Consider the following 26,338-nt stretch of genomic DNA (forward strand, 5'->3'; position numbering starts at 1 on the left):
GACGAGTGCTACTGGTCTTGCGGAGATGCCAACTATCCGGGCCCCGCAGGTCCTATTCGAGGGCCCTGACAGGTCATCAAGAGGACTTCCAGAGGGCTTTGTTGGGCTCTCATGGATGATTTCGCGCCGCGGCAGGGACATCGCATGTCACTCTCGGACGAGAGTTCGTCCCGGAGGAGATTCATGTCCCGTCCCGCAGGCAACACCCGACTCAAGTCCGCTCGCCTGGCTGCCGGATACAACTCACAACAGGCCCTGGCCGACGCCATCACCAAGACAGCACCCAAGCTGGGCATCAGGGGGCTCGCTGTCGGTGTCCGCCAGATCCGGCGCTGGGAGTCCGCCACACCACCCTGGCCACAGCCTGACGTCCACCGCGTCCTGACCCACCTCCTGGGTCAGAGCATGGAGGACCTGGGATTCACCCCGCCTTGGGGAACTGAGAGCCGCCCTGCCGGCTCGACGGTCCGCAGCACCCCTCGTACTCTCCTGACGGGTGCGCGGCTAGCCAGCGTCCCGGTGCAGGCAGGCGTCACAAGGCAGCCGGTCACGGTGGGCAAGGACTTCGAGACCGTCACCCGTTCCCATCGGCACCTCTACTGGTCCGTGGCGCCGGCCGTACTTCACCCCGCAGTCCTGGAACACGCTCGTCTGGGATGCGCTCTCCTGCCCGAGACGGCGAACCCCGCTCGCCGGACCCTCGCCGGCGCACTCGCCGAGTCCTATCTCCTGGCCGGCCGCATCGAGTTCTTCGACCTACGCCAGCCCGAGCAGTCCTCGGAAACCCTCTTGCGTGCCCTGCAGGCGGCAGGGGAAGCGGACGACCCGCTTCTCGGATCGGCCATCCTCGCGCACATGGCCTTCGCCCCCGGCTGGGCCGATGACCGTGAAACGGCGATCGAGCGCATGATGGCGGCCCGTACCTACGCTCGACGCGGAGACGCTTCTGCGGAGCTCTGGGCATGGCTAGATGCAGTCGAGGCGGAATGCGAGACCCGATGCGGCGACCCTCGTACGGCGCTCCGCCTGATCCACCACGCCGAGGACGCCCTTTCCTCGGGCTCAGAGCACCCCACTCCCGACTGGCTGGACTGGTTCAGCCGAGTACGCCTGTCCGCGTTCAAGGGGAACACGCAACTGAAGGCCGGCCACCTGCCGCAAGCCCGCCAGACCCTTCAGGAGGTTCTCGACGACCTGCCACCCGAGTCGGACAAGCAGCGCACGGTCGTCCTCGGTGATCTCGCCGCGGTCGAAGCCGCGGACAGCCACCCGGAGGCGGCATGCCAGTACGCCGTCCAAGCCCTCGACCAGCTCGCCATCACCTGGTACGCGACGGGCATGGAGCGCATCCGCGAAGTCCGACGCACGCTCGCCCCATGGCAGAACGAGCAGTGCGTCCAAGACCTCGACGATCGTCTCTACGACTGGGGCACAACGGTCAGCGCTCTCCAGCGTTGAACTTGGCGATCCTCTCAGGCAGCTCCGCGAGCGAGTCGATGCGCATCGTGGTGATCGAGTCCGCCTCCGGGTCACGCTGCTGAATCGTGCCCCACGGCCCACGCCGAATCAGAGCCGTCAGAAGCCCGGCCTGCACGGCCGGGCGAATGTCGTTGTCCAGCCGGTCCCCGACGTACAGGATCTCGCCCGGCTCGGCAGGCGTCACCTCGATGACGTGCTCGAAGAACTTCACGTCCGGTTTCGACGCCCCCCAGTCATCGCTGGTGGCGATCAGGTCGGACGGAAGGTCCAGCCCACGCAGTAGGCCACCGGCCCGCACGGTCTGGTTCCCCGCGATGCCCACCCACAGGCCGGCCTCCCGCAGCGCGGTCAGCGCAGGGCGCACGTCGGAGTAGAGGTCATCCTCGCCGAACCATTCCGGCTTCCCGGCCGCCGCGCGCTTCTCGCGCTCCTCGGTCAGATCGAACCCCGGCCGGAACTCCTGAAACGTCTCGCGGTAGTCGCGCCCCTGCGCGATGACCGCCCCGAACATCGCCGCGAACGTATGCCGCGGCACCCCCAGCCAGTCCGCCCAGGTCCCGTACTCCCGGGTCTCGTCGACAAGACACTCACCCACGTCGAACACCACCGCACGAATCATGCTCCGCAGGTTAGACGGTGCGGCGCGGAGAGGGCCCAGTCCCGCCGGATTGCGGCTGAATCCCCACCCCTTCCCTGACCTGATCACGCGAGACGCAACGGCTGTTAAGGGGAACGCGGTCCTTGAAGGCCTTCAGCAGAGTGTTATCCAGCATCTCAGGGCGCTGGGGGAAGAGGTGTGAGCCGGCCGACGAAGGCGCCGCCAACAAAGTCTTGCCAGGCATTGGTTCTGAAGGCGAGCGCGGCCTCCGGACGCTTGGAGTCCCGCACGAGCGTGCCCGTGGGCGTGTGGGCGCACTCTACGCACTCGGTTGTATTGCCTCCGCTGTAGGACGACTTGAACCAGACCAGGGCCGAATCTGAATGCTGAAGAGAGGGCACCTAGAGCTCCTTGCGGATGCGATGGATGAGGGATGACGAAGCTTCCATGTCCAACGCTTGTGCCCGCAGGTACTCGAACGCAAGTCTGTATCGATCCAGTTCGTCGTCTGTCTCCATGAAGAGCGAGCCGGTGTGCAGGTCCACGTAGACGACATCGAGGGCGGGCTCGGCAGCTCCAAGGATGACGAAGCTCCCCAGTGCCGCAGCGTGTGCGCCCTTGGAGAAGGGCAGCACCTGCAGTGTGATCTGGGTGGCCTCGTTCGCTTCGAGCAAGCGGTCGAGCTGCGCCCGCATCACCTCTGGAGAGCCGACGACCCGACGCAGGACAGACTCGTCAAGGATGGCCCAGAGATGGGGCGGCTTGGGCCGGCTCAGGATCTCCTGTCGCTTCATGCGGATGTCGACCAGCCGATCGATTTCCGGTTGCTTCAGGCGCAGTTCGTTCGCCTGCTGCAAGGCGGTGCTGTAGTCCCGTGTCTGGAGCAGGCCAGGGATGTAGACGCAGCAGAAGTGATTTTCGCGGACAGCCTCGTCTTCCAGGGTGAGCAGCAAGTTCATGCTCTCTGGGATGGAATCGGCGAAGGTGCTCCACCAGCCTTGCTGCTTGGCGTCCTTGGCCAAAGCGACCACCGCTGTCCGCTCGGCGTCGCTCGCGCCGTACTCGCGGCATAGGGCATCCACGATGGGCCATTTCACGGGGCCGGACTGGGTTTCGTACCGGCTCACAGTCGCCTTGGATACGCCGACACGGCGGCCGGCTTCCTCCAAGGTCATGCCCGAACGTGCTCGCAGCTTGCGCATGGTCGAGCCGAGCTGGCGACGCCGGGTCGTCGTCCTCGATGGCAAGGGAGCTGCCCTTCGTAGTGATTCATTGCCCATCTTCCAGGTCCAATCAGGCTATGTGTCCAGGGTGTTGGTGCCAGCCGATTCACCCGATCGAGTCTGGTGAGAAGTTACACAGTGAGAGTTCTCGCTGACATACTCCCTTCATCGGCGTCACGCAGCGTCTCCGTATGGATGCGGTGGGTTTGCTGCTGTCGTGGCTGGAGAAGGGAGTCTCGCTTTGGTTTTCAGGGGAGATAGCGGGGTGGCGCTTCGTTGCGTCCTGCCGTTCGAGGCGGCGCCTGGTGAATTCAGGCTGTTGCGCAGGGCTGTCCGCTCGACGCTGGGGCAGTGGGGTGCGCTGAATGCAACTGACGAGGTCGAGCTGGTGGTGACGGAGCTCGCGACGAACGTCATGAAGCACGTGGGTCAGGGTGCGCCGGCGACCCTCGTACTCGAACCGCGTGGAGGTCGGCTCAGGGTCGAGCTCCACGACAAGAGTCCGGTGCTGCCGAAGCCAGGCGGTGTGGCCGGCTGTGAAGAGGAGTGCGGCCGAGGGCTGCATCTCCTGGCGTCGATGTCAGCTGACTGGGGCACGCTGCTCACGGGGACGGGCAAGGCCGTGTGGTGCGAGCTCTCGCTTGACGCTGACGCCGTGTGTGCGCGTGCTCAGCGCGCGCACACGGTCCTCGGCAGCTACCGGGAGCTTCTCGGGATGAGGGTGCCGCTCCAGCCCTCGCGCTCCCGGGTGAACCAGGAAACTGCCGTCACGCTTATCGCCGACCTTCTCGTCTGGCTCGCGCTCCAGGGCAGTGACCCCGACGAGGCGCTCTGCCGTGCACAGCAGCTCTATGAGGCCGACGAAGCCGCGTGACGGGTGACCGCGCGCATTTCTTCGCGAAGGGCGCTGGGCGTCCGCCAGGCTTCCCCCGCGTAATTCCTGTGGCACATGCGATGGCAGTTCGCGCACAGGAGCGCGAGGTCCTCCAGCCGGGTCTCGCTGGGACCGGAGACGTGAAGAGGTAGGACGTGATGCACTTCGATGTAGTCGGCGCCGAGCGGTCCGTAGGTGGCACCGAAGTCGAACGTGCACGCCTCGCACCGAATGGGCTGGTTCAGCTTCCGGACCTGCTGGATCTTGCGGTTGCGGAGACCCCGGTCGCGCTCGCGGTGGAGGGCCAGGCGAACCAGCAGGCGCCCCTCGCGTGAGCTCGACTCTCCATCCTCGTCCACCTCGTCCGGCTGGACGGGGGCGCGGTGCAGCTCGCCACTGGCGATTCCTGCGCGCAGGGCGTGAGCGGCAGACAGCATCTCCGAGGGGCGTGCCACGAAGTCCGCGACAATCTCCCGCGTGGGGCGCCCGCCCTTGGTCGCACTTCCCGTGTGGTCGGGGTGCGCGGTGGCGATGTCGGTGGTCTTGCGGCTCACGCTGTTCGGCGACCGGAAGCGGTGATCGATGGTGATGTCTCCGTGCAGAGGGAGCGAGCGGAGCAGCTCGGACAACTCCAGGACGCGCATGTCGTTCTGCCGCAGTTCACGCCAGCCGTTCTCCATGACGAGCGCGCATGCAAGCAGCAGTTCGTCCCTCACCCACGAAATTTGCGCCATGCGGTTGATCGTACAAGTGTTCCCCCTGTGTGGGGAGTGTCTGAGGAGGCTCTGGGATGGCGCACACTGGGACGGCGCTGTCAGTGCGGCCTGTCACTCTCTGTAATGACTGGCGGACAAGGCGCCAGCGAGGTTCGTGGTTGAAGGAGGGTGCATGACCAGCACTGAGGCGGAGTTCAGTTCTATCGAGATCTGTGCTGGAGCTGGCGGGCAGGCCATTGGGCTGCATGCGGCCGGGTTCAGGCATCTCGCGCTCGTGGAAATCGACAAGCATGCGGCGGCAACGCTGCAGCGCAACATCGACTCCCGGAAGGACTGGGTCTGGGAGAAGCAGCACTGTGACCTCCTGCACAAGGACGTCAATGACTTCGACCACCGAAGCGATGTGAAGAAGTGGGGTCGCACCCTGGAGCGAGGGGACCTCGATCTCCTCGCGGGTGGCGTGCCGTGTCCGCCCTTCTCGCACGCAGGCAAGCAGCTTGGCAAGGACGACGAGCGGGACCTCTTTCCGCGCATGCTGGACCTTGTCGGCAAGCTGAATCCTCGCGCGGTAATGATCGAGAACGTGCGGGGGATCTTGGACCCGAAGTTCTCCGGCTACCGGGACTACATCACGGCCACGCTGGAGGGCGGCACGTACCGCGAGGAGGACGGCTCCGTCGTTGACGTAAAGGGGCTCGGCTACGAGGTTTGCCACTGGGGCATCCTGGAGGCCAGTAAGTTTGGCGTTCCACAGCTTCGGCCCCGGGCGATTCTTGTGGCGATCCGCAAGGACGTCCTCAGGGATCTGAAGTACGAGTGGCCGACGCCCACGCACGAGAAGGCCGTGAGCGTCGCCGAGGCCCTCTCGAAGTCGATGCAGGCGCGGTATGAGGCGTACTACGACGGGCCGCGTGACCGAGAAGCGCGTGCTGCCTATACGCGGTGGCAAAGGAAGGCCGCAGAGCGCCACGCGGAGCTGAAGGCCAAGGACAGTGCCGGCATCGCACCCACGCTCGTCGGGGGCTCGAAGAAGCACGGCGGGGCTGACCTCGGTCCGAGCAGGGCCAAGGCTGCATGGAAGCAGCTGGGTGTCTCGGGGCTGGGTGTGGCCAACGACATCGAGACGTGCGAGAAGAAGGGGTCTGAGGACCGTGACCTCTTCGGCGTCGACGGGCCGATGCTGACTGTTGAGCAAGCAGCGATCATCCAGGGATTCCCGAAGGACTGGATCTTCGACGGCGGTAAGACGGCTCAGTACCGGCAGGTCGGAAACGCTTTCCCGCCGCCGGTCGCCGAGGCTGTTGGACGGTCGATCATGGATGTTCTGAAGGCCGCCCGCGAGCGGGACGCTCAGAACTCCTGATCACGTCGTGCCCGTGCCCTGGGCACGGGCACGACGCTTCCCTACCTCGGCTGCGATCCGCGCCGCGCACTCCGTTGAGGGCTCATGCTCCCAGAATCGAAGCACGGTCCACCCGGCTTCCTGAAGCTTCTGGTCGGTGTCGCGGTCACGTGCCATGTTCCTGGCTACTTTGTCCGACCAGTAGCCGGGATTTGTCTTCGGCGCCACGTAATGCTCAGGGCAGCCATGCCAGTAGCAGCCATCGATAAAGATGGCCACCTTTACCGGGCGGAAGACGATATCTGCCGTCCTACGCAGGTCAGCCAAAGGCTTGGCGGCCACTCGGTAGCGCAAACCTTGGGCGTGGAGGAGGCGTCTGACCAGTTGCTCTGGCTTCGTGTCCCGACTACGGATCGCCTGCATGTTCCGGCGACGGGCGGCCGAAGATGCCCAGGAGCCTTCTGGCGGCGACCATTCTGAATCCGGAGCTTCTCGGATCATTCGTTGCCCTCCTCCAGTATCAGAGTGCCAGACCCTCGGCCGGCCCCCTGCGCGAGGCGAGATGGTAGGGGCCCATCGCCCCACAGGGCGTGAGTCTCTGGAGCGGCTTCAGATGGAACTCGTGCGCACTGCGGCGCGAGAGGTCTACAGTGCGTTCTTCCCGCGCGGGATAGTGGGGGCCACTACCTCCACCTCATCATGTCTTGCAATGACCCATCTGCCTTCCTCAATCTCGGCCACCGGGCGCCCGTCGTCGGGTTCGGGAGCTGGGACAACACGTACGGATACGGCTTCGCCCTTTTTGGGAATCGGTAGATTGAGTGCGCGGGCTACGAGCGGATCGTTTTCCTGGTGGCCGAGGATCAGGAACCCCTTCTGCTTCAGCTTTTCGCGGGCGCCGCCGTTTCCTCGTAGGCGCTTCATCGGATCGTCGAGTCCGTGACCCACTGTTTCGATAGTAATCCTGCGAAGTGCGACGCCCTGAACTTCTTGAACTAGTTGAAGAAGGCGGGCCTGCCCAGATGCCCTGCCGTAGTGACCAGTGGCGTGCATGATGCGATCGCATCTATCTGGATCTGATTTGCTGATCTGTAGAAGCTGATTTTCTGCAAGTCGGCCGTGATCGCCCCACAGCCATTTAACGGACGCCTGCCCCATTGGATTTAGCTTCCGCTTCTTGTCGCGATTCTCTGCGCCCAGGCGGGACTCATCCGCTCTGATCAACCCCACCTTCCAGGTGCTCTCCGCATCGTTAGCTGTCACGACCAGGCAGATGTGCCCAACAATCTCAGGGCCGATTTCCCATCCGTTAAGCTTTTGGGAAAATTTGCAGTCAACTTCAATTCCGGCAATCCGATAGTCGGTTACACTTCCGGATTCCAGCCCGAGTCCTCTTTGGAGCTTGATCTCGACTAGCGTTCCCATGAACGTCTTTTCCACTTTATTGAGATCGGTATACTTGAATCGGCCGTCACGGCGCCCGTCCAGTAGCTGATCAAAGGCCTCGCGAATAAAACGCGCTACGATGTCGCCATCTGGATCGATTGCCTGGAGTTCTGCGGCTACCAGGTTCAACTCGACATCGTTAGCAGTGTTCAGTTGATCGGCCATGTGGGTATCTATTCCGATCTGTCTCGAAAATGGTCTTCTAGTCGTAACGTTCGGTGATCTCGCCGTTAAGTAAATGGTCGATCGTGTCACGCAGGACAGCGGCGAAACGTAGCCCTGCGGGGTCGAGCTGGTGGGGCTTCCCATATACGGTGGCCAGGCCCGGGTCCTCGCGGCGGAGGAAATCGGCATGGATGTTGGCTGAAGGTGGTGATGTCCAGGAGGCCAAGGGGGAGGGCTCCTGTTCGATCGGTTGAATGCCAAGCCGTGCCGTCCGGTTACGACAACTCGCGTGTTCCCGACCGTTTGGCCTGGTAGCGGAGCATGCGGAGGGAGGCGTCGTTCGCCGTTGTCGGCGGGATAACTGTGAAGGCGAGAAACACCCGGGACGGGTCAGCTATCCCGTGCGGGGCGGCCGCGCGGAGTCCTGCGTCGTCCGCCGCTTTCTCGACCGCCGCGTAGAGCAGCACAACGCCCGTGCGGCTCCCTAGCGCATGGGGACTCGGAGGCAGTGCGCCAGGCTGTGCCTCCTCGATGAGGCGCTGAGCCCATCGACGGTGCTCAAGGCCGGAGATACGTCCGAACGACACCTTTCCTAGCTGGCGATTACGCCGGACGAGGGAGGCGGGGCCGTGTCCCAGGATGCTCGCCTCAACGCGCCGAGCGGGCGTGGTCTGCGGGGCGACGAGGAGCCAGTCGTCGACAGTGGCGAGTGAACCATCCAGCTGGGCAAGGTAGTTGAGGTGGGGAGCGAAGTGGTTGTGCCCCTCCCACTCCAGTTGGCTCAGTACGCCGATCAGTGACGCGTGAGGGACGACAGTGGCCGTCGCCTGGAAGGTGCGCGTGAGTGGACTACCGCTGTCGGGAGGCAGGGTCAGTGTGACTGCTGGAACATCGAACACGGGCAGCAACGGGCGCCAGCGGTCCGTATTGCGTGCGGTCTGCTCGGCGCTCATCGGGTAGGCGGCCGGCTCGATCGCCTTGCCCGGCGACCGGATCTCGACCAGCTCGGAATTGAACATCTTGTTCCGCGCCGACGGCTTGATCAACGCCAGGTGTTGGGAGACGAGAGGCAGTACGCGCTCGGGCGTCAGCTGCGGCTCGCCATCGATCATGGTTGCGTACTGCGCGAGCTGGGCGCGGAACGCCTCTTCATCCTGGCAGATGGCCTCGAAGGCTTCGTAGAGATCAAGGGTCTTGTCCTTGCCATATGGCTCCTCGCGGCCGATGTAGAGGCGTACCAGATCCCGGTAGCCGTCACGGAAGCCGAACCACCTGCCCATCTGCATCAGGGTGTCGGCCTGCTGCGTCTTGCGGCGGTAATACGTGACGGTCAGGCCTTCGACGGTGAAACCGCGGGAGAGCTTCGTGCCGCCGACAAGGATCTTCCAGACGTTCTTGGTGCGGTCGAAGTCGAGAGCTGCCTGCTCGTAGTCGCGCTCCTTGTCGCCATTGACGATGGTGACCGGGTTACCACCCGCGCTCATGAGCTGACGTGCTCTGCTGACGTAGGGCTTGAGCACGTCGTACGACCCTGGAACCGGTGCGCCTTGGGCGTGCGCGTCGGAGACGGGTATGAAGTCCTCGGTGAACAGTCTCGCCAGTCGTTCGTGGGCCGAACTGCTGCCGTAGTGCTCGTGCCACATCGCGTTCAGCCGAGAGGCCAGAGCCGAGTGATCTGCCATGCGGACCGAGTCGTGGACGAGCATGGTGTGGTGACGGTACTTGGCTTCGGGGATGCCCTGACTGATGCGGTAGAGCTTGACGGCGCCGGAGAGGATGAATGCGTCCAAGGCTTCGAGCAGCCGGTCGTCCGGACCGTCGAACACACCCCGGACATGCGCCTCCTCTTGGGAGTTGGCGACTGTGCGATCGGCAGCGGGGGCTGTCCCGTCCAGGTCGTGGAAGTCCTGGACACCCATGTAGCCCACCGGGCGGGGCAGGGAGATCAGGAAGTCCCTGGGGAAGATGTCCTGGCTGTCGTCCGGGTCGACGAAGACATTGGCGAACGGGGTCGCCGTGTAGCCGACGTACTGTGCGCGGGGAAGCCGCTGGAGCAGCTGCGAGATCAGGCCGTTGATGGCGGTGCGGCTCTCCTTGCCCTCTGTCTGCTTGGCCGGATCGATGGTGTTTACGGACGCCTGGTCTGATTCGTCATCGATGATCAGAACGGGGAGCTCGTGCAGGATGTCGCCCACCCGCTTGAGGTCCATGACGAGCTTGCTGAGGACGGCCTTGTTCTTCTTTACGATCATGACGCGGGCTGCCGCGGGGTACAGATTCACGGGGTCGTGCAAGGGCCGGGCGCGGTCGAGCTTCGGGATGTCCAGGGTGCTGATCCCCTGGCCGAGTCCCTTGTAGTCCTCGTCGCGCGTGGTGAGCCGCTCGATGTTGAAAGCGCCCTGTCCTGATGGCCGACCGTCATGGGAGACGAACTTGTGCGGCCAGTCCTCGTCGTCCTGGTAGTCGATGCCGATCAAGGCGTCGGTGTCGTCAGGGCTGATGCCGCGGAGGATGTTCTCCCTGCCGATCAGCTCCATGTCCAGCCGGCGCTGAGTCTGGCCGCGCAGCAGGTTCAGAGTGCCGCCCAGGACAATGACGAGCCGGTATCCGGCATCGATGGCCTTGGCGATGACACCTGTGAAGTTCGCTGTCTTGCCCGACTGGACGTAGCCGACTACCAAACCGCGGGCGCTGTACGCCTCGGTGCGGGTGGGGTCAGACAAGCGCTCTACGACGCTGTGCGAGGCTTGGTCGAGACTGGCGATGGCGGTCTCGCTCCAGCCCTTCTTGCGGAGTACTCGCTCATACGCCGACCAATAGAAGGTGTGTGCGGCTGCCTTCTCCTTGGAGTACCACCGCTGGAAGTCTCCGCTGATGACGACGGGCTGAGGACCGGTGACGAGAGGCACCGCGGCGTCGAGTGCCTTGCGCACGTCGTCATCGAAGCCGAGATGTGCGTAGGTGTCCGCTCGGCGCTGTTCGCTGCGTGCCGGCGCGTTGGACCAGGGAGCGGTCTCGGCCGTGTCCCAGGACGTCAGTTTCTGGTTCCAGAGAGCTGTCAGATCGGACTGTCTGTCCAGGAGAAGCTCACGGAACCCCTGCAGGTCTTCGTCTGCGGGCTCTTCCGCGTCGGACACTGCGAAGGCGATCTTGGCAAAGTTCTTGGGGCCACGGCTCATCGCCCCCAAGACATCGATGTGCAGATTCAGCAGGTGGTCGTTCACTGGGATTCCTCTCCGCGCGTCATCTCGCAGCGGGCAGCGGAGAGCAGAACGCTGTTCCAGAGAGCCATCTCGTCATCTCGCTGTGCACTGGAGCGGCCCATACGGAAGTTTTTCTCCAGAATCAGATACAGGATGCCTTTGAGGACCGGTGCATCATTCGACCCGGCCCGGCGGCCGGAGTTGAATGCTTGGCGGTATTCCTTGTTGAGGCGTACGACATGATCTTCGCGGTCGATGTCGAAGAAGACATCGGTCGGCATTGCTTCCCAGCGGAAGGTGATCGGATCCTCACCTTCAAGTGCGGGGAGCTCGTCGCGGAGCGTCCGCTTTAGCTTCGGGTCAACCCCCTTGCCGGGCGGAATGACTTCCTTGCGCTGGACCTCGGTCGACCGGCGGGCGGCGTCTCGGTAGACCTTCTCGGCTTCGCCCAGGTACTGCACGAAAGTGCCCCCGTTCCTGTCCCTGGCCTGTTCCAGGCCACGGGTAAAGGCGGGGGTGACGTTGACTCCGTCCTTCTTCACCGTCAGGGAGAAAACCTGGTTCTGCTGCGGTGGCAGGTTGATGGTAATCCGGGCGAGGTTGTGGTGCGCCTCGCCACTGCGGGTTCCGTTCCAGCCGCCTGCCTGTACCAGTCGGTCATTCCGGTAGACGTAGAACCCTTGACGCTCGGCGAGTGGCCCGATCCCACGAAACGCCACGAGGGGAGATTTGGGCGGCCAGATGTGGGCCTCCATCTCCAGTTCACCAAGGCCTTCGATCGGCGCCCTGTACGTACGCGGAAAACCTGCACGGCCCGGGATGCGGTATCCGAAGGGGTTGATCCCCTCGACGCCCCGGTGATCGAGTTCTTCGCGGGTCCGTACGTCCTCGACGACGATGTCGATGTGAAAGTCGCCCCGGTCGAGGAATCGGTGGAGATACAGGCCGAGGTGCGTCTCCAGCCGCTCAATCGTTTCGTTGAGGAAGCGATCTGTCTGCCCGGCCGTGATGGTCCCGAAAGCGCGGACCCCGTCCCACCGGACGATGGTGCCGTGCCAGCCGATCACCCCGTCGTAGCGATCGATGAGATCCTGGCAGTACCTGGCCTCGACGATGTCGCACGTGAAGTCATTCTGTGCCTGGGAGGTGAGCCACCGTCGGCCTGTCGACGGGCTCCGCTGGGTGCGACTGATGACGGTCAGCGCATCTGCATGCGACAACGACGCCGCCTTGAGCCCGGCGCCGAAGTGGCCCAATGCGTCGGCGGAGTACTCCTGTTGTCCGCCGACAGTCATGGCAACGTCGAGCGCCTCGTCGTTCATGCCGTGGCCGTCGTCGACGATCAGCAGGCTCACGAGCCGGTCGTCATCGCGCAGGAAGCTCACCACAACGTTCTGACCGCCGGCGTCGATCGAGTTGTCGATGAGGTCTGCGATGGCTGCTTCGAAGCCGTAGCCCTGGTGGGTCAGCGACTCCACATAGCGGGCGGAGGGCGGAAGGCGCTTGCTTCCGCTCGTGGGCACGTCGAACTGCCAGTCAGGACCGGACTTGTAGGGCAATCGTCTTCCTCGCACACAGGACTGACCTGGGCGTGAGGGGGCCAGTCGGACAGCAATGTGACAACCGTGACGTTACTCCAACCGGCTGACGCGGCGCGAGGAGCAGCCCGAGGAGACGTAGGTCAGTCTTCCCCGTGGCACTCCCCGTAAGTCCGCCCCGACCCACACCAGCACTCCGCCGACCGCGTCGGCGGCCAAGCCGTCGCCCTGGCGCGGGCCGCCAAGGTCGTCGCGTATTGGGGGAGGAGGTCCGCGTTGGACGGGGGTGTGGATTCCGAGGCTGCGAAGGCTTCGTAGGAGGGGACCGTCGCGCGGACGATGCCCAGGTTTGGCGTGCCCGCCTGGGACAGTTCTCGGAGGGACGCCTCGATGTCCGTCAGGTGCGCTCTGTACGTGGGGTACTCGGCTTCCAGTTCCGGGTACGCCGCCAGGAGTTCGTCGAGTTCCGCTTCCGGCCAGTGCAGGACCGCCACCGGGAAGGGGCGGGAAAGGGCCGTGCGGTAGGTGCCCAGTTCCGAGCGGAGGCGGGTGATCTCGGCCTGGAGTTCCGCCGGGTCCGAGGAGCCCAGCGACCAGAGGCGCTTCGGGTCGTGGAGCTCGTCCAGGGGGACCGCCGCCGTGTGGAGCCGGTCCGCCAGGGTGTCCCAGTCGTCGTGGGGCAGCGCCAGCATCCTGCGGATTCTGTGCCTGGTGATGAGGAGGGACTGGGTGGGGTGGGGGAGTGGGGTCGGTCCCTTGGTCAGGAGTTCCGCCGCTTCCGACAGCGTCGACTCCGCCGCCTCCAGCTCGTCGTGGGCCTCCAGCGTCTCCGCCGTGATCTCCCACGGGGCCGCGTCCGCCGGCCTGGCGCGCCGGACGCCGTCGATGATCGCCCGCGCCTCCGCCTCGTGGCCGTACTCCCAGAGGTTCGCTGCCTTCAGCGCCCTGATCAGGTGCGGGTTCGCCGGCTCACTGGAGAGGAGCTCGTCGTAGAGGGCCGTCGCCCCCGGGCGGTCGCCCGCCAGTTCCCGGTGGGCCGCGGCCTGGAGGTACAGCGGTTCCCGGTCTCCCGGGTACTGCGCTGCCGTGCGCAGCAGGCGCTCGGCTTCGGTGATGTGGGCGGCAGGAGTGTCGGGGCGCATGTCTTCACCGTACTGCTGTACGGGCCTGGAGAGTTGGCGCCTCAGCGCTTATCGTGCCCCGCGTGCGGGACAGGGTGCGGGAGCGAGTGCCGGTCGTCGTCCAGGCGAGCGGGCGGCGCCGTAGGGGTGCCCGCGCGCTGTGGGTGTGTGCCGAGACCATCGTCACCTGCGGCGTTCTCGTGCTCCTTCTTGTCGTGCACCAGCTCTGGTGGACCAACCAACAGGCCCGCGCCGAGGCCCGCGAGCAGGTGAGCGTTCTGGAGCGGGAGTGGGAGATCTCTCCCTCAGTGAGTGGTGGGGGTGGTGGGGGTGGTGAGGGTGATCCCGTCGGTGTTGGTGATGTGACGGGCGAGCCTGGAGATGTGGGTGGGGATCTTGGTGGGGGTGAGGTTTCTCCTGAGCCTGTCGCCTCCCGCGGTCCTTCCGGCTCCTCCTCGGCCCCCGCCCCGCCCGCCCCCGACTCCCGCGCCTTCGCCATCCTCCGTATCCCCCGCCTCGGCCTCACCGCCCCCGTCGCCCGCGGCATCTCCAAGCGTTCCATCCTCGACAAGGGGTACGTCGGGCACTACCCCGGCACCGCCGGGCCCGGGCTTCCCGGGAACTTCGCCCTCGCCGGGCATCGCAACACCCACGGCGAGCCCTTCCGGTACGTCAATCGGCTCCGCGAAGGGGACCGCATCACCGTGCGGACCCGTGAGCGGACCTACACCTACCGCGTCGACCAGGTCCTGCCGCAGACCGCTCCCCGTGACGTCGGGGTCATCCGGGCCGTTCCGCGGTCGCTCGTCAAGCCGTCCTACGGGTATTCCACCGCCGGGTCCTATCTCACCCTCACCACCTGCACCCCCGAGTTCAGCAGCGCCTATCGGCTCGTCGTCTGGGCGAAGCTGGTCTCCTAGTTAGGGTCGACCGGGTGATCAGACGTAGGCCCCAGTTGCTCTGGCTTCTCCTCCCGTATCTGTTGTTCGTCGCCGCCCTGCCGCTGGTGAACTCCGTTCCTCTGCTCGTCCTGTGGCTCTTCGGGGCCACCGTCCTCACCCCGTGCGCCGTCGGCCTCGCGCGGCGGGGGGACCGGCGGTGAGCCCCGCCCTCGTCGCCGTGTCCGTCTTCGGCGTCTTCATGGTGCTCACCGTTCTTCTCGGACTTCTCGCCGTGAGGAGGGAAGCCAGTGGTGGGCTCGACGGGTGGTCCGTCGGCGGGCGGTCGCTCGGGCCTGTGTTCATCTGGGTGCTGATGGCGGGGGAGGGGTACACCAGCTTCAGTTATCTCGGCGCCGCCGGCTGGGGCTACAACTACGGCGCCCCCGTGCTGTACGTCGTCGCCTACATGTCCTGTGGGTACGCGGTGGGGTACGTCGTCGGGCCCATGCTCTGGGGGTACGCCCGCAAGCACGGGCTCGTCTCTCTCAGCGACATCACCGCCCACCGCTACCGCAGCCCCTGGCTCGGCGCGGCCGTCGCCGTCCTCGCGACCGTCTTCCTCCTGCCGTACATCCAGCTCCAGATCACCGGCATGGGCGTGGTCGTGTCCACGATCTCGTACGGCACCATCGGCCTCGGCCCCGCCTACTTCCTCGCCTTCGCCGTCACCACCGGCTTCGTCGTGGTCAGCGGGCTCCGCGGCAGCGCCTGGGTCTCCGTCCTCAAGGACGCGCTCGTGATTCTCACGCTGGGGTTTCTCGTCGTGTACGTGCCGCTGCACTACTTCGGCGGGTTCGGGGAGTTCTTCGGGCGGCTCGTCGACGAGAAGAGCGAGTGGCTCTCCCTTCCCGGGCACGGCGGCGAGCAGAGCGGGTACGGCGTCGGCTGGTTCGCCTCCACCACCGTCCTCAACTCCCTCACCGTGGTGATCTTCCCGACCACCGTCGCCGGGTATCTCGGTGCCCGTGACGCCGACACCCTCCGGCGCAACGCCGTCTGGCTCCCCGCCTACAACGTCCTTCTGTTCGTTCCCATGCTCCTCGGCACCGCCGCCCTCTTCGTCGTCCCCGGGCTCGTCGGCGCCGAGTCGAACCTCGCCCTCTTCAAGCTCGTCACCGACTCGCTCCCCGCCTGGGCCGTCGGCCTCGTCGGCGTGGCGGCCGCGCTCTCCTCGATCGTGCCCATGGCCGTGTTCATGCTCGTCATCGGCACCATGTGGGGGCGGAGCGTGCTCTCGCTCGCGCCCCGCCTGCGCCACCGCGAGAAGGGCGCCGCCCAGCTCGTGGTCGTCGTCACGGGGACCCTCGCCCTCGTCATGACGTACACCGCGCCCAACACCCTCGTCCGCCTCTCCCTCATCTCCTACGAAGGCATGGCCCAGCTCCTGCCACTGGTGCTGCTGGGGCTCGTGTGGCGTCGGATGACTGTGCGGGGTGGGGTGTGCGGGCTCGGGGTCGGCGTCGCGGTCGTCTGCGCGCTCGTCTTCTCCGGGAACGATCCGCTGTGGGGCGTCAACGCCGGGCTGCTCGCCCTCGTCGTCAATCTCGCCGTGGCCGTCTCCGTCAGCCTCCTCGGGCCGCCCGAGGTCGGTGACGACCGGGGCGACGAGGACGTCCTCGCCCTGGAGGAGTTCACCGACGCGGCCGTCAGCCCCGCCGCCTCCCCGGCCGGCTCCCCAGTACGAGGGTGATCGCGGCGCCCGTCAGGGCCAGGCCCGCCGAGGCCAGGAGCGCCGTGTCCGGGCCCGCCGTCGTCAGTGCGAGGGTCAGGGCCACGCCCGCCGCGGAACCGATGTAGCGGGCGGTGTTGTTGGCCCCCGAGCCCATCGCCGCCCGCTCCGGCGGTACGGAGTCGACGGCGAGCCGGGGCAGCGCCGCGTTCAGGAGGCCGCTGCCCGCCCCCGCCACGAGGAGGCCGGGGAGGAGGCGCGGCCAGGGGCCTTCCAGGCTTCCGAGGAGGGCCAGGACTCCCGCCGCCGACAAGGCGAAACCCAGGGTCAGTTGGTACGTGGCCGACAGTCGGCCCGCCAGGCGGCGCGCCTGGAGGGCCGCCACGAACGCGGTGCCCGACCAGAGCACGAACAGCCAGGCCGCCCCCAGCGGCGACATCCCCGCCCCGCTCTGGAGCAGCGCGGGCACCACGCTGAACAGGCCGATCACCGCCAGACCCGTGAACAGCGCCCCCAGCGTCGACGCCAGGAACGCCGGCCGGCGCAGGAGCGCCAGGTCGACCATGGGCGTACGGCTCCGGTGTTCGACCGCCACGAAGGTCGCGGTCAGCATGATCGCCGCCAGGAACAGGAGGGCCACCGGCGCCCGCAGCCAGCCGTCCCTGCCCAGTGTGAGCGCGGTGAGCAGTGCCGCCAGGGCGAGGCCGAGTGCGAGGGCGCCGGGGATGTCGGGGCGGGTTCGCTGTTCCGGCTTCGCCGTGTCGGGGGCGAGTGTGCGTGCGCCCGTCGCCGCGATCACCAGCGCGCCGAGGCCCAGCATCGCGTACGCCAGGCGCCAGTCCACCAGGCTCAGCGCGCCCGCGAGCAGCGGGCCGAGCGCGATGCCGCCGCTCACCGACGCCCCCCAGACGCCGGTCGCCCTGATCCGGTCGCGGCCCGAGGGGTACGCGTCGGCCAGCAGGCCCAGGCTGCCCGCGAGGACCGCCGCGCTCGCCGCGCCCTGCGCGATCCGCGCCAGGGTGAAGACGAGGGTGGAGCCCGCGAAGGCGCCGAGGCCGGTGGTGACGCCGAGGGCGAGGGTGCCGAGGAGGAAGACCCGGCGCCGTCCGTGCGCGTCGGCGAGGCTGCCGGCCACCAGGAGGAGGACCGCGAGGCCGAGCGGCGTGCCGTTGAGCAGCCAGGCGCGGGCCGAGTGCGGGGTCCCGAAGGCGGCGGCCGTGTCGGGGAGCGTGAGCATCGGGGCCGTGTAGTTCATCAGCGCGACGGCCGTGGCGGCGCCGGTGACGGCGAGCGTGGTGGAAGGGCGGGCCGGCCGTGTGCGCGCAGGGGCGCCGGGAGTGGTGGCGAGCTGGGGCATGGCAGGGACCTCCGCCCGTCAGTCGATACGACGGTCAGTCGATACGACACCGTCGGTTCGGTGAATGAACCCAAGCTATCAGCTCAGTTCGTTCACTGAACCTTGAACGGGTACCATGGAGCCATGGCTCTCGGCAAGGACTACGCCCACCAGCAGTGCTCCATCGCCCGCGCCCTCGAGGTCGTCGGCGAGCGCTGGACCCTCCTCGTCGTCCGCGACGCCTTCTACGGCGTCCGCCGCTACAACGACTTCCTCGTTCACCTCGGCGTCCCCCGCGCCGTCCTCGCCGCCCGCCTCCAGGCCCTCGTCGAGGCCGGCGTCCTCGACAGGCGGCGCTACCAGGAGTCGCCGCCGCGCGACGAGTACGTGCTCACCGAGCGCGGCCTCGCCCTCTGGCCCGTCCTGCGCTCCCTCGGCGCCTGGGGGCGGGTCGAGGTCCCCGGAGCCGTACCGGTGCGCCACTTCCACCACGCCGTCTGCGGCACCGAGCTCGGCCCGTACGGCGAATGCCCCGCCTGCCGCGTCCCCGTGCCGCCCGCCGACGTCGAGATGCGGCCCGGCGCCGGGCTCGACCCGGACCCGGGCGACCCGGTCGGCCGCGCCCTGCTCCGGCCCCGCCGGCTGCTCGATCCCGTCGCTCCGCTCGATTCCGCCGGGCGCGGGAACTCCTGATCGAGCCCGTGCGTCTTCTGGGTGGGAAAGATCGAGAGGCGATCGAGAGACGTGCGAGAGGGGGGCGAGGGATGACTGTCAGGAGCCTGCTCCTGCGCGTGCTCGCGCCGCTTTTCTCCCTCCTCGCCCTCGCCGGCCTCCTCCTCTCCGACGGCGCGGGCCTCGCCGCCGTCGTCCTCGCCGCGACCAGCGTCGTCTGCGCCCTGATCGGCGCCCCGACGGCTCCCGCCGTCCCGGCCACCCGTGTCCGTACGGCGATACGTGACCGTGAGCGGCGTACCGCCTTCCTGCCCCAGCGCGATCCCGACGCCGCCGGGCGCCGCAGACCCCGAGCTCCCGGCCGTCCCCTCCCGACGGCCGCGTAGGGAGCCCACGCCGGAGCCCCGCACGAGGGGGCGCCCGCACACCGGAAGGTCCTCACGCGGATCCGTCATGCCGAGACCCGAATCTCTCCCGGCACGACGAGACCCCACGGAGGGCTCCCTTGTCCGTTTTCGCTTCCCTGGTCGAGCGGCTCGCCGACCTGCTCCAGCCGCTCTTCGCCACCACCGCCACGGCCGCCGCGATCATCCTCTTCACGATGCTCGTACGCCTCGCGGTCCACCCGCTGTCCCGGGCGGCGGCCCGCGGTCAGAAGGCCCGCACCCGCATCGCCCCGCAGCTCGCCGCCCTCCGCAAGAAGCACGCCAAGAACCCCGAGCGCCTCAAGAAGGCGATGCTGGAGCTGCACGCCGAGGAGAAGGTCTCGCCCTTCGCCGGGATCCTGCCCAGCCTCCTCCAGGCGCCCGCGTTCCTCCTGATGTACCACCTGTTCTCCGGTGACCGGATGGCCGGGCACACACTCTTCGCCGCCCCGCTCGGCGACCACTGGGCCGACGCCCTCTCCCACGGCGGCGTGTTCGGTCCGGCGGGCCGGGTCTACCTCGTCCTCTTCGCGGTCGTCACCGCCGTGGCCGTCTTCAGCTACCGCCGCACGAAGCGGCAGCTCGCCGCCCAGCCCCTCGACCTGGGACAGCCCACGCCCGGCGCGGGCGCGATCGCCAAGGTGATGCCGCTGCTCTCCTTCGCCACCCTGATCACCGTCGCCGTCGTCCCCCTCGCCGCCGCCCTCTACGTCGTCACCAGCACCACCTGGAGCGCCGTCGAGCGGGCCTTCCTCTTCCGGGAGGAGAAGGAGCCGGCCGCCGGGAAGGAGCCCTCCGGCGCCGTTGCTACTCGCGCGTAAGGGTCCAGTGCGTGAACGGGGTCTTGCAGAGTGACCCGATGTCTTGGAGGATCGACCAATCCTCCGATGGCCGCACTCCATCGGCCGGGGCACCCTCAGGGCCCTTCCCGGGCCCACCTCGACCACCGGGAGAAGACCATGAAGCTGCTGCGTGTAGGCCCGCCGGGAGCCGAGCGTCCCGCCCTGCTCGACGAGGACGGCACCCTTCGCGACCTGTCCGCGCTCGTCGACGACATCGACGGCAATCTGCTCGCCGACGCCTCCACGCTCGACCGGATCCGCGGCGCGGCCGGGGCCGGTGTGCTGCCCGAGCTCGACGCGACCGGGCTGCGCGTCGGCCCGCCGGTCGGCCGGATCGGCAAGGTCGTGTGCATCGGGCTGAACTACCACGGCCACGCCGCCGAGACCGGCCAGGCCACCCCGGCCGAGCCCGTCGTCTTCCTCAAAGCCGTCGACACCGTCGTCGGCCCGGACGACACCGTGCTCGTGCCGCGCGGCTCGGTGAAGACGGACTGGGAGGTGGAGCTCGCGATCGTCATCGGCCGCACCGCCCGCTACCTGGAGACCGACGAGGAGGCCCTCGCGCACGTCGCCGGCTACGCGGTCGCCCACGACGTCTCCGAGCGCGAGTGGCAGATCGAGCGCGGCGGCACCTGGGACAAGGGCAAGAACGCCGAGACGTTCAACCCGCTCGGCCCCTGGCTCGTCACCGCCGACGAGGTGCCCGACCCGCAGGCCCTCTCCCTCCGCCTCTGGGTCAACGGCGAGCTCAAGCAGGACGGTCACACCTCCGACCAGATCTTCCCGGTCGCGGAGGTCGTCCGGTACGTCAGCCGGTTCATGACCCTCTACCCGGGCGACATCATCAACACCGGCACGCCCGCCGGCGTCGCCATGGGGCAGCCGGAGCCCAAGCCGTACCTGCGCGCCGGTGACGTCGTCGAGCTGGAGGTCGAGGGCCTCGGCCGGCAGCGGCAGGAGCTCAAAAGCGCCTGAGGCCGGAGTGCGGGCCGCCTGAGGTTGGCGCGCGGATCGTCTGACGGCTGTGCGCGGATCGCCTGACGGCGGCGCGCAGGCCGCCTGAGGTCGCCTGACGGTGGCTTGAACACTCTGGCGTGAAAACGGCGGCGTCCCGCGTGGGGCGTCGCCATTTTCGTGTGGTTTTTGCATATTGCCCGGTATGGAACAAGACACGCACGACCGGCGGCCCGCCCGGCGCCGCCTCGCCGTCATCGCCGCGGCCACGGTCGGGGCCACCGCCCTGGTCGGCGCGCTGGCCGTCAACGGCTTCGCCGATCCGCTCCCCGGTGGCCTCGGCCCCTGTCTGCCGGGCAACTGCCCGCCCGACGGCTACCCGCCCATCAACAGCGGTGGCGTCGTCTTCCGCGACAACAACATCAACATCTTCGTGGGGGGCGACTTCCTCGTCCGCGAGGCCGCGGCCGAGGCCGAGGGCAAGGTCGTCGTCCTCGGCGGCTTCGACCAGAACAAGCGCGCCGGCGTCTCGAGCGTCTACAACGTCGGCATTGTCGGAGCCGGCTCGCGCATCCCGCCCGACGACGACACCGACTTCCTCACCGTCGGCAAGGACCTGACGGTGGCCTCCGGCCAGTCCCTCCTCGCCGAGGAGGGCGACGTCAAGGGCGTCGTACGGTACGGGGGCCTGCTCTCCGGGACGGTGAACCCCACCCCGGTCCACGACGCCGGGGCCGCCGACCCGTACACCGCCCTCCGCGGGCAGCTCACCGACGCCAGCCAGTGCTACGCCTACGTGAACGGTGCCTCCCGCACCGCCACCGGAACCGCCTCCAACAACGACTACGAGACCCTCTTCACCGGTGACGGCACCTCGGATCTCCAGGTCTTCAACGCCGACTTCGACCTGGAGTCGGCGAGCGGCGCGCAACAGGGCATCCGCTTCGCGAACATCCCCGCCGACGCGACCGTCCTCGTCAACGTCCTCGGCGCCGACCGCACCGTCGACACGTTCATCGCCGGGCTGCCGGACGGACTGCGCGACCGTGTCCTGTGGAACTTCCCGGACGCGACGACGGTCAAGTTCGAGGGCACGGCCCAGTTCGCGGGCAGCGTGCTCATCGGCAACCAGGCCAGTACGGCGACGGTCACGATGCCCGGCACGAACGGCCGGTTCTTCACCACCGGGAACCTGACGCACGCCTCGGAGGTCGACGGCGGCGGCGGCCAGGAGATGCACGCCTACCCGTTCAACGGCGACCTCCCGTCCTGTACGGATCCCACGCCGACGCCCACCCCGACCGACCCGACGCCGACACCTACCGACCCGACGCCGACCCCGACCGACCCGACCCCGACGCCGACGGATCCCACGCCGACCCCGACCGACCCGACCCCCACGCCGACGGACCCGACGCCCACCCCCACGGACCCCACGCCGACACCTACGGACCCGACGCCGACCCCGACCGACCCCACCCCGACGCCCACCGACCCCACGACCGGCGGTCACACGTCGGGCGGCCACACGGGCGGCGGTGACTCCGGCGGATACGGCGACTCCGGCGGCAACCACGGCCCGCACGGCGGCGGACAGCTGCCCGAGACCGGCGCGGGCACCGGGAAGATCGTCATGGGCGCCACCGCGGCGGGCCTCGCCCTCGGCGGCGGCATCCTCGTGGCCGTCAGCCGTCGCCGGAGGCGTACGAACTGAGCAGCCGCTCCAGCGCCTCGACGACCAGCGCGTGGTCCTCGGCCTGCGGCAGGCCCGAGACCGTGACCGAACCGATCACCCCCGCGCCCTCGACCGCGACCGGGAACGCACCGCCATGGGCGGCGTACCGGTCGGGGTCGAGGCGCGAGGACGCCTCGAAGGTCGTCCCCTTGGCGCGGAACCGGGCGCCGACCAGGAACGAGCTCGCGCCGTACCGCTCGACGACCCGGCGCTTCCGGTCGATCCAGGCGTCGTTGTCCGCGCTGGACCCCGGCAGCGCACAGTGGAACAGCTGCTGCGCGCCCCGCCGGATGTCGATCGCGACGGGCGCCCGCCGCTCCCTGGCCAGGCCGACGAGGAGGCTGCCGAGCGTCCAGGCGTCCTCGTACGTGAAGCGGGGGAGGACCAGGCGGGCCTCCTGGGCCTCCAGTTCGGGGATCTCGCTCACAGGGCCACCGTGATTCCCTCGCGGGCCGACCGCTTCGCCGCCTCCAGGACGTCGAGCGCGGCGGCGGCCTCGTGCGCGGTGACCGGGTTCTCCCCGGTGCCGCGGAGGGCGGCGGCGACGGCCGCGTAGTAGGCCGGGTAGGCGCCGGGCAGCGACGGGACCGGGGTGCCGCCGCCGGTCAGCGGGGACTCCCCGGAGCCGAGCCGCCCCCACAGCTCCTCCGGCTCCATGCCCCAGACCGTGCCCGGCACGGGCCGCAGGCCCTCGCGCAGGGCCGCCTCCTGCGGGTCGAGCCCGTACTTCACGAAGCCCGCGCGCTGCCCGAGCACCCGGAAACGGGGGCCGAGCTGGGCGGTGGTGGCGCTCACGTAGAGATGGGAGCGGACCCCGTTGGCGTGCGTGACGGCGAGGAAGGTGTCGTCGTCGGCGGCGGCGCCCGGGCGGCGTACGTCCGACTCGGCGTACACCGAGACCGCCGGGCCGAAGAGCACGAGGGCCTGGTCGACGACGTGGCTGCCCAGGTCGTACAGCAGCCCGCCGATCTCCTCGGGCGCGCCCGACTCCCGCCAGCCGCCCTTGGGCTGCGGGCGCCAGCGCTCGAAGCGGGACTCGAAGCGCTGGACCTCGCCGAGCGCGTCCTCGTCGAGGAGGCGGCGGAGGGTCAGGAAGTCGTTGTCCCAGCGGCGGTTCTGGAAGACCGAGAGCAGCAGGCCCCGCTCCTCGGCGAGGGCGGCGAGGCCGCGCGCCTCGGCGGCGGTCCCGGCGAGCGGCTTGTCGACGACGACCGGGATGCCGGCCTCCAGGGCGGCGGTCGCGACCGCGACGTGCGTCTTGTTGGGGGAGGCGACGACGACCAGGTCGAGCTCGTCCGCCGCCCCCCGCTCCCACAGCTCCTCCGGGGAGGTCACGACCCGTACGCCGGGGTGGGCGGCGCGGGCCTCGGCGGCCCGCTCCGGATTGCCGGTGGTGACGGCGGCGAGGACGAGGTCCTCGGAGGCGGCGATCAGCGGGGCGTGGAAGACGGAGCCCGCGAGGCCGTAGCCGACGAGTCCGACGCGGAGGGGGGTGCGCGGGGTACGGGGGTCGGTGCCAGTCATGTGAGTCACTTAAGCAACGCTGTTGCCAAAGTGCAAGCGACCGCGACAATGGGGGCGTGAAGAGGGAGCAGAGGGACCAGGGCGGCGTGAACGTACCGGCGCTGCGCAGCCACAACGCGGCGCTCGTGCTCGACCTCCTGCGCACGGCGGGGGAGGCGGGGATCAGCCGTCTGGAGCTGGCCGAGCGGACCGGTCTCACCCCGCAGGCTGTCAGCAAGATCACCGCCAGGCTCCGGGCCGAGGGCCTCGCGGCGGAGGCGGGCCACCGTGCCTCGACGGGCGGCAAACCCCGCACGGTCCTGCGCCTGGCACCCTCCGCCGGGTACGCGGTCGGCGTCCACCTCGACCGCGACGAGCTGACGACCCTCCTGACGGACCTCGCGGGCACGGTCGTGACCCTCCGCCGGCACCCGGTCGACCTGGGGGAGGGGGCGGGGCGGGTCCTGGACGCGGTGACGGGGGAGGTGCGGGCGCTGCTCGCGGAAGGGGCCGGTGAGCCCACCGGGGAGGGCGAGCCCGCCGGGGAGGGCGAGCCCGTCGGTCCCGTCCTCGGGGTCGGCGTCGCCATGCCCGGGCCCCTGGATCATCGCGCCGGGGTGCCCGGCCGCGTGACCGGCTTCCCCGCCTGGGACGGGCATCCGGTACGGGACGAACTGGCCCGGCGCCTCGGGCTGCCCGTCGTCCTCGACAAGGACACGAACGCCGCCGCCCTCGGCCTCGCCCTGCGGCCCGCCGCCCCCGGTTCCTTCGCCTACGTCCACCTCGGTACGGGGCTGGGCGCCGGGCTCGTCCTCGGCGGCGTGCCGCTGCGCGGGGACAGGACCGGGGCGGGCGAGCTCGGGCACCAGACCGTCCAGCTCGACGGGCCCCCGTGCGATTGCGGCGGGCGCGGCTGCCTGGAGGTCCTCTGCCTCGCGGCGGTCGCGCGCGGCGAACTCGCCGAGGCCGCGCGGATCCTCGGCGCGGGCGCGGCCAACCTCGTACGGCTCCTCGACATCGATCAGGTCCTGCTGGGCGGGCGGGTGGTGCTCGGCGCGCCGGAGGTGTTCGCCGACGGGGTCCGGGAGGTCCTCGCCGGGCTCGGGCTCCCGACGCCGGTCGCCGTGGCCGCGGCCCCCCAGGCGGTGGCGGTGGGCGCGGCGTGGCTCGTTCTCGGTCCGATCTTCGGACAATAGGCTGATCGGGCGGATTGCTCGGGCTGTCCGGGGGTGCGAGCGGTGTCGCTGCCCGGCCCGCCCGCCCGTGCGTGGCAGCGTCGCGGCCGACCCGTACGCCCGCGAGCAGCAAAGGCAGCCACCCCATGGGACCCGCCCCCCTGCGCCAGCGCACCGCCCTCGCCGTGACCGCGACCCTGGCCGCGTCGGCCAGAGCGACCGCGAAGACGGCGGCCGTCTCGGCGGCTGTTTCGGCGGTCACCGCGACCGCTGCCCTCGCCCTCACGGCCCCCGCCCTCGCGACCCCGGCCCCGGCGGCGCTCGCCGCAGCGCCCCCGGCCCTCGACGCCCAGGCCCCCGGCGCAGCCGCCTTCGTCCCCGGCGCCCCGCCCCCCGGCGCAGCCGCCTTCGTCCCCGGCGCCCCGCCCCCCGGCGCAGCCGCCTTCGTCCCCGGCGCCCCGCCCCCCGGCGCAGTCCCCGGCACCCGACCGCCCGGCGCCCCCGCGCCCCCCGCACCCAGCGCCTCCGCGCCCCCCGCGTTCAACGCCCCCGCGCCCGACGCCCCGGCCCCCGTCGACCCCGCCCCCGTCGCGCCCCCGCCCGACCCGCCGGCCCCCTCCTGCGGTACGGCCGCCGACGGCGGGTTCCCGCTCGCGACCCGGATCCACGGCGGCCCGGACGACTACGCCGCCGGCGGCCCCCTCCGGGCCTGGAAGCTCGACCTCACGAACACCACCGACACGTCCTGCACCGGCGTCCACCCCGTCCTCGTCCTCGCCGACAGCGACCGGGACCGCGCCCTCCGGCCCGCCCAGATCCGCTTCGAGTTCTACGACGAGGGGTCGGCCCGCTGGTGGCCCGTGGTCTTCGAGACGACCGAGGCGGCCGAGAACGTGGGCGTGTTCGCCGACTTCGGCGGCTTCGCGGTCCCCGCGGGCCGGACCCTCACCGTCCCCGTACGGCTCGCGTTCCGCGAGGACACCGCCCCCGACGAGGTCGTCGTGAGCGCGGCGGTCGTCCAGCGCCGAGGCGCCGACGGCGACTGGGTCGGCGCCTCCGGCGACTACCGCCTGACCGTCGGCCCTGTCGCACCCGACGCGTCCGGTACGCCCGAGCCGACCGCCGAAGCGGCCGAGCCGCCGGGCCGGACCCCTGCGGAGCCGAAGGTCCCGAATCCGAAGGGCGCGGACACCGGCGCTCCGAGGCCTGAACTCGCCCGCACCGGACGGGAGTCCGGCGAGCAGGCCCTCGTCCTCGCCCCGTTCGCCGCCGCGCTCGTCCTGCTCGGCGCCGGCCTCGTCCGTACCGCCCGGCGCACGGTCCGCCGGACCGCCCGCAACGCCGTCCCCGGTACCGCTCCCTAACCGCCCGCCCCCGTCGC

The 26,338-nt window shown here is 69.1% G+C and carries 26 protein-coding genes; 13 read left to right on the plus strand and 13 right to left on the minus strand.

The window, feature by feature from the left end; all coding sequences use genetic code 11:
• Window positions 1-183 precede the first annotated feature (183 nt).
• Window positions 184-1,458 carry a transcriptional regulator gene (locus ACIBG6_RS09925; RefSeq protein ID WP_399222078.1) on the plus strand — a complete coding sequence of 425 codons (1,275 nt, stop codon included), beginning with the start codon at window positions 184-186 and terminating at the stop codon, window positions 1,456-1,458.
• On the opposite strand, the gene ACIBG6_RS09930 is transcribed toward ACIBG6_RS09925, so the two are convergent.
• The 3 genes from ACIBG6_RS09930 to ACIBG6_RS09940 all read right to left on the minus strand — a co-directional run bounded on the left by ACIBG6_RS09930 (window position 1,439) and on the right by ACIBG6_RS09940 (window position 3,324).
• The gene (locus tag ACIBG6_RS09930; RefSeq protein ID WP_399222079.1) at window positions 1,439-2,098 is read right to left on the minus strand and encodes an HAD family hydrolase; all 660 of its coding nucleotides are present in this window, start codon (window positions 2,096-2,098) and stop codon (window positions 1,439-1,441) included. The two genes, ACIBG6_RS09925 and ACIBG6_RS09930, sit on opposite strands and share 20 nt — an antisense overlap.
• Window positions 2,099-2,253: 155 nt before the next feature.
• Window positions 2,254-2,478, minus strand: a complete 225-nt coding sequence (locus tag ACIBG6_RS09935; RefSeq protein ID WP_399222080.1) for a DUF397 domain-containing protein — start codon at window positions 2,476-2,478, stop codon at window positions 2,254-2,256.
• A complete protein-coding gene (locus tag ACIBG6_RS09940) occupies window positions 2,479-3,324 on the minus strand; it encodes a helix-turn-helix domain-containing protein (RefSeq protein ID WP_399222081.1) in 846 nt (281 codons plus the stop codon).
• A 193-nt stretch (window positions 3,325-3,517) separates the two neighbouring features.
• Between ACIBG6_RS09940 and ACIBG6_RS09945 the strand changes: the two genes are divergently transcribed.
• Window positions 3,518-4,174 carry an ATP-binding protein gene (locus ACIBG6_RS09945; protein WP_399222082.1) on the plus strand — a complete coding sequence of 219 codons (657 nt, stop codon included), beginning with the start codon at window positions 3,518-3,520 and terminating at the stop codon, window positions 4,172-4,174.
• Here ACIBG6_RS09945 and ACIBG6_RS09950 read toward each other — a convergent pair.
• Window positions 4,150-4,908, minus strand: a complete 759-nt coding sequence (locus ACIBG6_RS09950) for an HNH endonuclease (protein WP_399222083.1) — start codon at window positions 4,906-4,908, stop codon at window positions 4,150-4,152. The genes ACIBG6_RS09945 and ACIBG6_RS09950 overlap by 25 nt on opposite strands.
• A gap of 154 nt (window positions 4,909-5,062) precedes the next feature.
• Between ACIBG6_RS09950 and ACIBG6_RS09955 the strand changes: the two genes are divergently transcribed.
• Window positions 5,063-6,253 carry a DNA cytosine methyltransferase gene (locus ACIBG6_RS09955; protein ID WP_399222084.1) on the plus strand — a complete coding sequence of 397 codons (1,191 nt, stop codon included), beginning with the start codon at window positions 5,063-5,065 and terminating at the stop codon, window positions 6,251-6,253.
• Here ACIBG6_RS09955 and ACIBG6_RS09960 read toward each other — a convergent pair whose 3' ends face one another.
• The 6 genes from ACIBG6_RS09960 to ACIBG6_RS09985 all read right to left on the minus strand — a co-directional run bounded on the left by ACIBG6_RS09960 (window position 6,254) and on the right by ACIBG6_RS09985 (window position 13,726).
• A complete protein-coding gene (locus tag ACIBG6_RS09960; RefSeq protein ID WP_399222085.1) occupies window positions 6,254-6,733 on the minus strand; it encodes a very short patch repair endonuclease in 480 nt (159 codons plus the stop codon). It abuts the gene before it with no gap.
• 144 nt (window positions 6,734-6,877) lie between these two features.
• Window positions 6,878-7,843: a NaeI family type II restriction endonuclease gene (locus tag ACIBG6_RS09965; RefSeq protein WP_399222086.1), complete on the minus strand. Its 966-nt coding sequence runs from the start codon at window positions 7,841-7,843 to the stop codon at window positions 6,878-6,880.
• 37 nt (window positions 7,844-7,880) lie between these two features.
• Window positions 7,881-8,069: a NaeI family type II restriction endonuclease gene (locus tag ACIBG6_RS09970; RefSeq protein WP_399222087.1), complete on the minus strand. Its 189-nt coding sequence runs from the start codon at window positions 8,067-8,069 to the stop codon at window positions 7,881-7,883.
• A 49-nt stretch (window positions 8,070-8,118) separates the two neighbouring features.
• Complete coding sequence (locus ACIBG6_RS09975) at window positions 8,119-11,067, minus strand: Z1 domain-containing protein (protein ID WP_399222088.1); 2,949 nt, start codon at window positions 11,065-11,067, stop codon at window positions 8,119-8,121.
• Entirely contained in the window at window positions 11,064-12,605 is a 1,542-nt protein-coding gene (locus tag ACIBG6_RS09980; protein WP_399222089.1) for an ATP-binding protein, read from the minus strand. The genes ACIBG6_RS09975 and ACIBG6_RS09980 overlap by 4 nt, the downstream gene beginning before the upstream one ends.
• A gap of 122 nt (window positions 12,606-12,727) precedes the next feature.
• Window positions 12,728-13,726: an SEC-C metal-binding domain-containing protein gene (locus ACIBG6_RS09985; protein WP_399222090.1), complete on the minus strand. Its 999-nt coding sequence runs from the start codon at window positions 13,724-13,726 to the stop codon at window positions 12,728-12,730.
• Between the two features lie 62 nt (window positions 13,727-13,788).
• Here ACIBG6_RS09985 and ACIBG6_RS09990 point away from each other — a divergent pair, with 62 nt between their 5' ends.
• The 3 genes from ACIBG6_RS09990 to ACIBG6_RS10000 are packed head-to-tail and all read left to right on the plus strand — an operon-like array spanning window position 13,789 to window position 16,336.
• Entirely contained in the window at window positions 13,789-14,625 is an 837-nt protein-coding gene (locus ACIBG6_RS09990) for a class E sortase (protein ID WP_399222091.1), read from the plus strand.
• A 14-nt stretch (window positions 14,626-14,639) separates the two neighbouring features.
• Window positions 14,640-14,807: a hypothetical protein gene (locus ACIBG6_RS09995; RefSeq protein ID WP_399222092.1), complete on the plus strand. Its 168-nt coding sequence runs from the start codon at window positions 14,640-14,642 to the stop codon at window positions 14,805-14,807.
• 38 nt (window positions 14,808-14,845) lie between these two features.
• Window positions 14,846-16,336: a sodium:solute symporter gene (locus tag ACIBG6_RS10000; RefSeq protein ID WP_399222676.1), complete on the plus strand. Its 1,491-nt coding sequence runs from the start codon at window positions 14,846-14,848 to the stop codon at window positions 16,334-16,336.
• Here the strand turns inward: ACIBG6_RS10000 and ACIBG6_RS10005 are convergent.
• Window positions 16,293-17,672: an MFS transporter gene (locus tag ACIBG6_RS10005; protein WP_399222093.1), complete on the minus strand. Its 1,380-nt coding sequence runs from the start codon at window positions 17,670-17,672 to the stop codon at window positions 16,293-16,295. The genes ACIBG6_RS10000 and ACIBG6_RS10005 overlap by 44 nt on opposite strands.
• Before the next feature lie 123 nt (window positions 17,673-17,795).
• Here ACIBG6_RS10005 and ACIBG6_RS10010 point away from each other — a divergent pair, with 123 nt between their 5' ends.
• The 5 genes from ACIBG6_RS10010 to ACIBG6_RS10030 all read left to right on the plus strand — a co-directional run bounded on the left by ACIBG6_RS10010 (window position 17,796) and on the right by ACIBG6_RS10030 (window position 22,258).
• Window positions 17,796-18,344 (plus strand): winged helix-turn-helix transcriptional regulator, encoded by a 549-nt coding sequence (locus tag ACIBG6_RS10010; RefSeq protein ID WP_399222094.1) that lies wholly within the window; start codon window positions 17,796-17,798, stop codon window positions 18,342-18,344.
• 71 nt (window positions 18,345-18,415) lie between these two features.
• Window positions 18,416-18,709, plus strand: a complete 294-nt coding sequence (locus ACIBG6_RS10015) for a DUF6412 domain-containing protein (protein ID WP_329623252.1) — start codon at window positions 18,416-18,418, stop codon at window positions 18,707-18,709.
• Between the two features lie 119 nt (window positions 18,710-18,828).
• Window positions 18,829-19,569: a YidC/Oxa1 family membrane protein insertase gene (locus tag ACIBG6_RS10020; RefSeq protein WP_399222095.1), complete on the plus strand. Its 741-nt coding sequence runs from the start codon at window positions 18,829-18,831 to the stop codon at window positions 19,567-19,569.
• A gap of 138 nt (window positions 19,570-19,707) precedes the next feature.
• The gene (locus ACIBG6_RS10025) at window positions 19,708-20,565 is read left to right on the plus strand and encodes a fumarylacetoacetate hydrolase family protein (protein WP_399222096.1); all 858 of its coding nucleotides are present in this window, start codon (window positions 19,708-19,710) and stop codon (window positions 20,563-20,565) included.
• Window positions 20,566-20,749: 184 nt separating this feature from the next.
• Window positions 20,750-22,258 carry a choice-of-anchor A family protein gene (locus ACIBG6_RS10030; RefSeq protein ID WP_399222097.1) on the plus strand — a complete coding sequence of 503 codons (1,509 nt, stop codon included), beginning with the start codon at window positions 20,750-20,752 and terminating at the stop codon, window positions 22,256-22,258.
• Here the strand turns inward: ACIBG6_RS10030 and ACIBG6_RS10035 are convergent.
• Together ACIBG6_RS10035 and ACIBG6_RS10040 are read right to left on the minus strand one after the other, a co-directional pair.
• Window positions 22,230-22,706 (minus strand): heme-degrading domain-containing protein, encoded by a 477-nt coding sequence (locus ACIBG6_RS10035; protein ID WP_399222098.1) that lies wholly within the window; start codon window positions 22,704-22,706, stop codon window positions 22,230-22,232. The genes ACIBG6_RS10030 and ACIBG6_RS10035 overlap by 29 nt on opposite strands.
• A complete protein-coding gene (locus ACIBG6_RS10040; protein ID WP_399222099.1) occupies window positions 22,703-23,803 on the minus strand; it encodes a Gfo/Idh/MocA family oxidoreductase in 1,101 nt (366 codons plus the stop codon). Before ACIBG6_RS10040 ends, ACIBG6_RS10035 begins: the two co-directional genes overlap by 4 nt.
• Window positions 23,804-23,859: 56 nt before the next feature.
• Here ACIBG6_RS10040 and ACIBG6_RS10045 point away from each other — a divergent pair, with 56 nt between their 5' ends.
• Window positions 23,860-24,978: an ROK family protein gene (locus ACIBG6_RS10045; protein WP_399222100.1), complete on the plus strand. Its 1,119-nt coding sequence runs from the start codon at window positions 23,860-23,862 to the stop codon at window positions 24,976-24,978.
• A 125-nt stretch (window positions 24,979-25,103) separates the two neighbouring features.
• Window positions 25,104-26,321 carry a hypothetical protein gene (locus ACIBG6_RS10050; RefSeq protein WP_399222101.1) on the plus strand — a complete coding sequence of 406 codons (1,218 nt, stop codon included), beginning with the start codon at window positions 25,104-25,106 and terminating at the stop codon, window positions 26,319-26,321.
• The last annotated feature ends 17 nt before the right edge of the window (window positions 26,322-26,338 follow it).

The sequence above is a fragment of the Streptomyces sp. NPDC050842 genome (assembly GCF_044456565.1).
Classification (GTDB): domain Bacteria; phylum Actinomycetota; class Actinomycetes; order Streptomycetales; family Streptomycetaceae; genus Streptomyces.

What these genes read in the sequence shown, in the direction of transcription:
- ACIBG6_RS09925 (WP_399222078.1), top strand. Translation starts at nt 184, where the DNA reads ATGTCCCGTCCCGCAGGCAACACCCGACTCAAGTCCGCTCGCCTGGCT.
- ACIBG6_RS09930 (WP_399222079.1), bottom strand. Translation starts at nt 2,098, where the DNA reads ATGATTCGTGCGGTGGTGTTCGACGTGGGTGAGTGTCTTGTCGACGAG.
- ACIBG6_RS09950 (WP_399222083.1), bottom strand. Translation starts at nt 4,908, where the DNA reads ATGGCGCAAATTTCGTGGGTGAGGGACGAACTGCTGCTTGCATGCGCG.
- ACIBG6_RS09955 (WP_399222084.1), top strand. Translation starts at nt 5,063, where the DNA reads ATGACCAGCACTGAGGCGGAGTTCAGTTCTATCGAGATCTGTGCTGGA.
- ACIBG6_RS09960 (WP_399222085.1), bottom strand. Translation starts at nt 6,733, where the DNA reads ATGATCCGAGAAGCTCCGGATTCAGAATGGTCGCCGCCAGAAGGCTCC.
- ACIBG6_RS09965 (WP_399222086.1), bottom strand. Translation starts at nt 7,843, where the DNA reads ATGGCCGATCAACTGAACACTGCTAACGATGTCGAGTTGAACCTGGTA.
- ACIBG6_RS09985 (WP_399222090.1), bottom strand. Translation starts at nt 13,726, where the DNA reads ATGCGCCCCGACACTCCTGCCGCCCACATCACCGAAGCCGAGCGCCTG.
- ACIBG6_RS10000 (WP_399222676.1), top strand. Translation starts at nt 14,846, where the DNA reads ATGGTGCTCACCGTTCTTCTCGGACTTCTCGCCGTGAGGAGGGAAGCC.
- ACIBG6_RS10005 (WP_399222093.1), bottom strand. Translation starts at nt 17,672, where the DNA reads ATGCCCCAGCTCGCCACCACTCCCGGCGCCCCTGCGCGCACACGGCCG.
- ACIBG6_RS10010 (WP_399222094.1), top strand. Translation starts at nt 17,796, where the DNA reads ATGGCTCTCGGCAAGGACTACGCCCACCAGCAGTGCTCCATCGCCCGC.
- ACIBG6_RS10015 (WP_329623252.1), top strand. Translation starts at nt 18,416, where the DNA reads ATGACTGTCAGGAGCCTGCTCCTGCGCGTGCTCGCGCCGCTTTTCTCC.
- ACIBG6_RS10025 (WP_399222096.1), top strand. Translation starts at nt 19,708, where the DNA reads ATGAAGCTGCTGCGTGTAGGCCCGCCGGGAGCCGAGCGTCCCGCCCTG.
- ACIBG6_RS10030 (WP_399222097.1), top strand. Translation starts at nt 20,750, where the DNA reads ATGGAACAAGACACGCACGACCGGCGGCCCGCCCGGCGCCGCCTCGCC.
- ACIBG6_RS10040 (WP_399222099.1), bottom strand. Translation starts at nt 23,803, where the DNA reads ATGACTGGCACCGACCCCCGTACCCCGCGCACCCCCCTCCGCGTCGGA.
- ACIBG6_RS10050 (WP_399222101.1), top strand. Translation starts at nt 25,104, where the DNA reads ATGGGACCCGCCCCCCTGCGCCAGCGCACCGCCCTCGCCGTGACCGCG.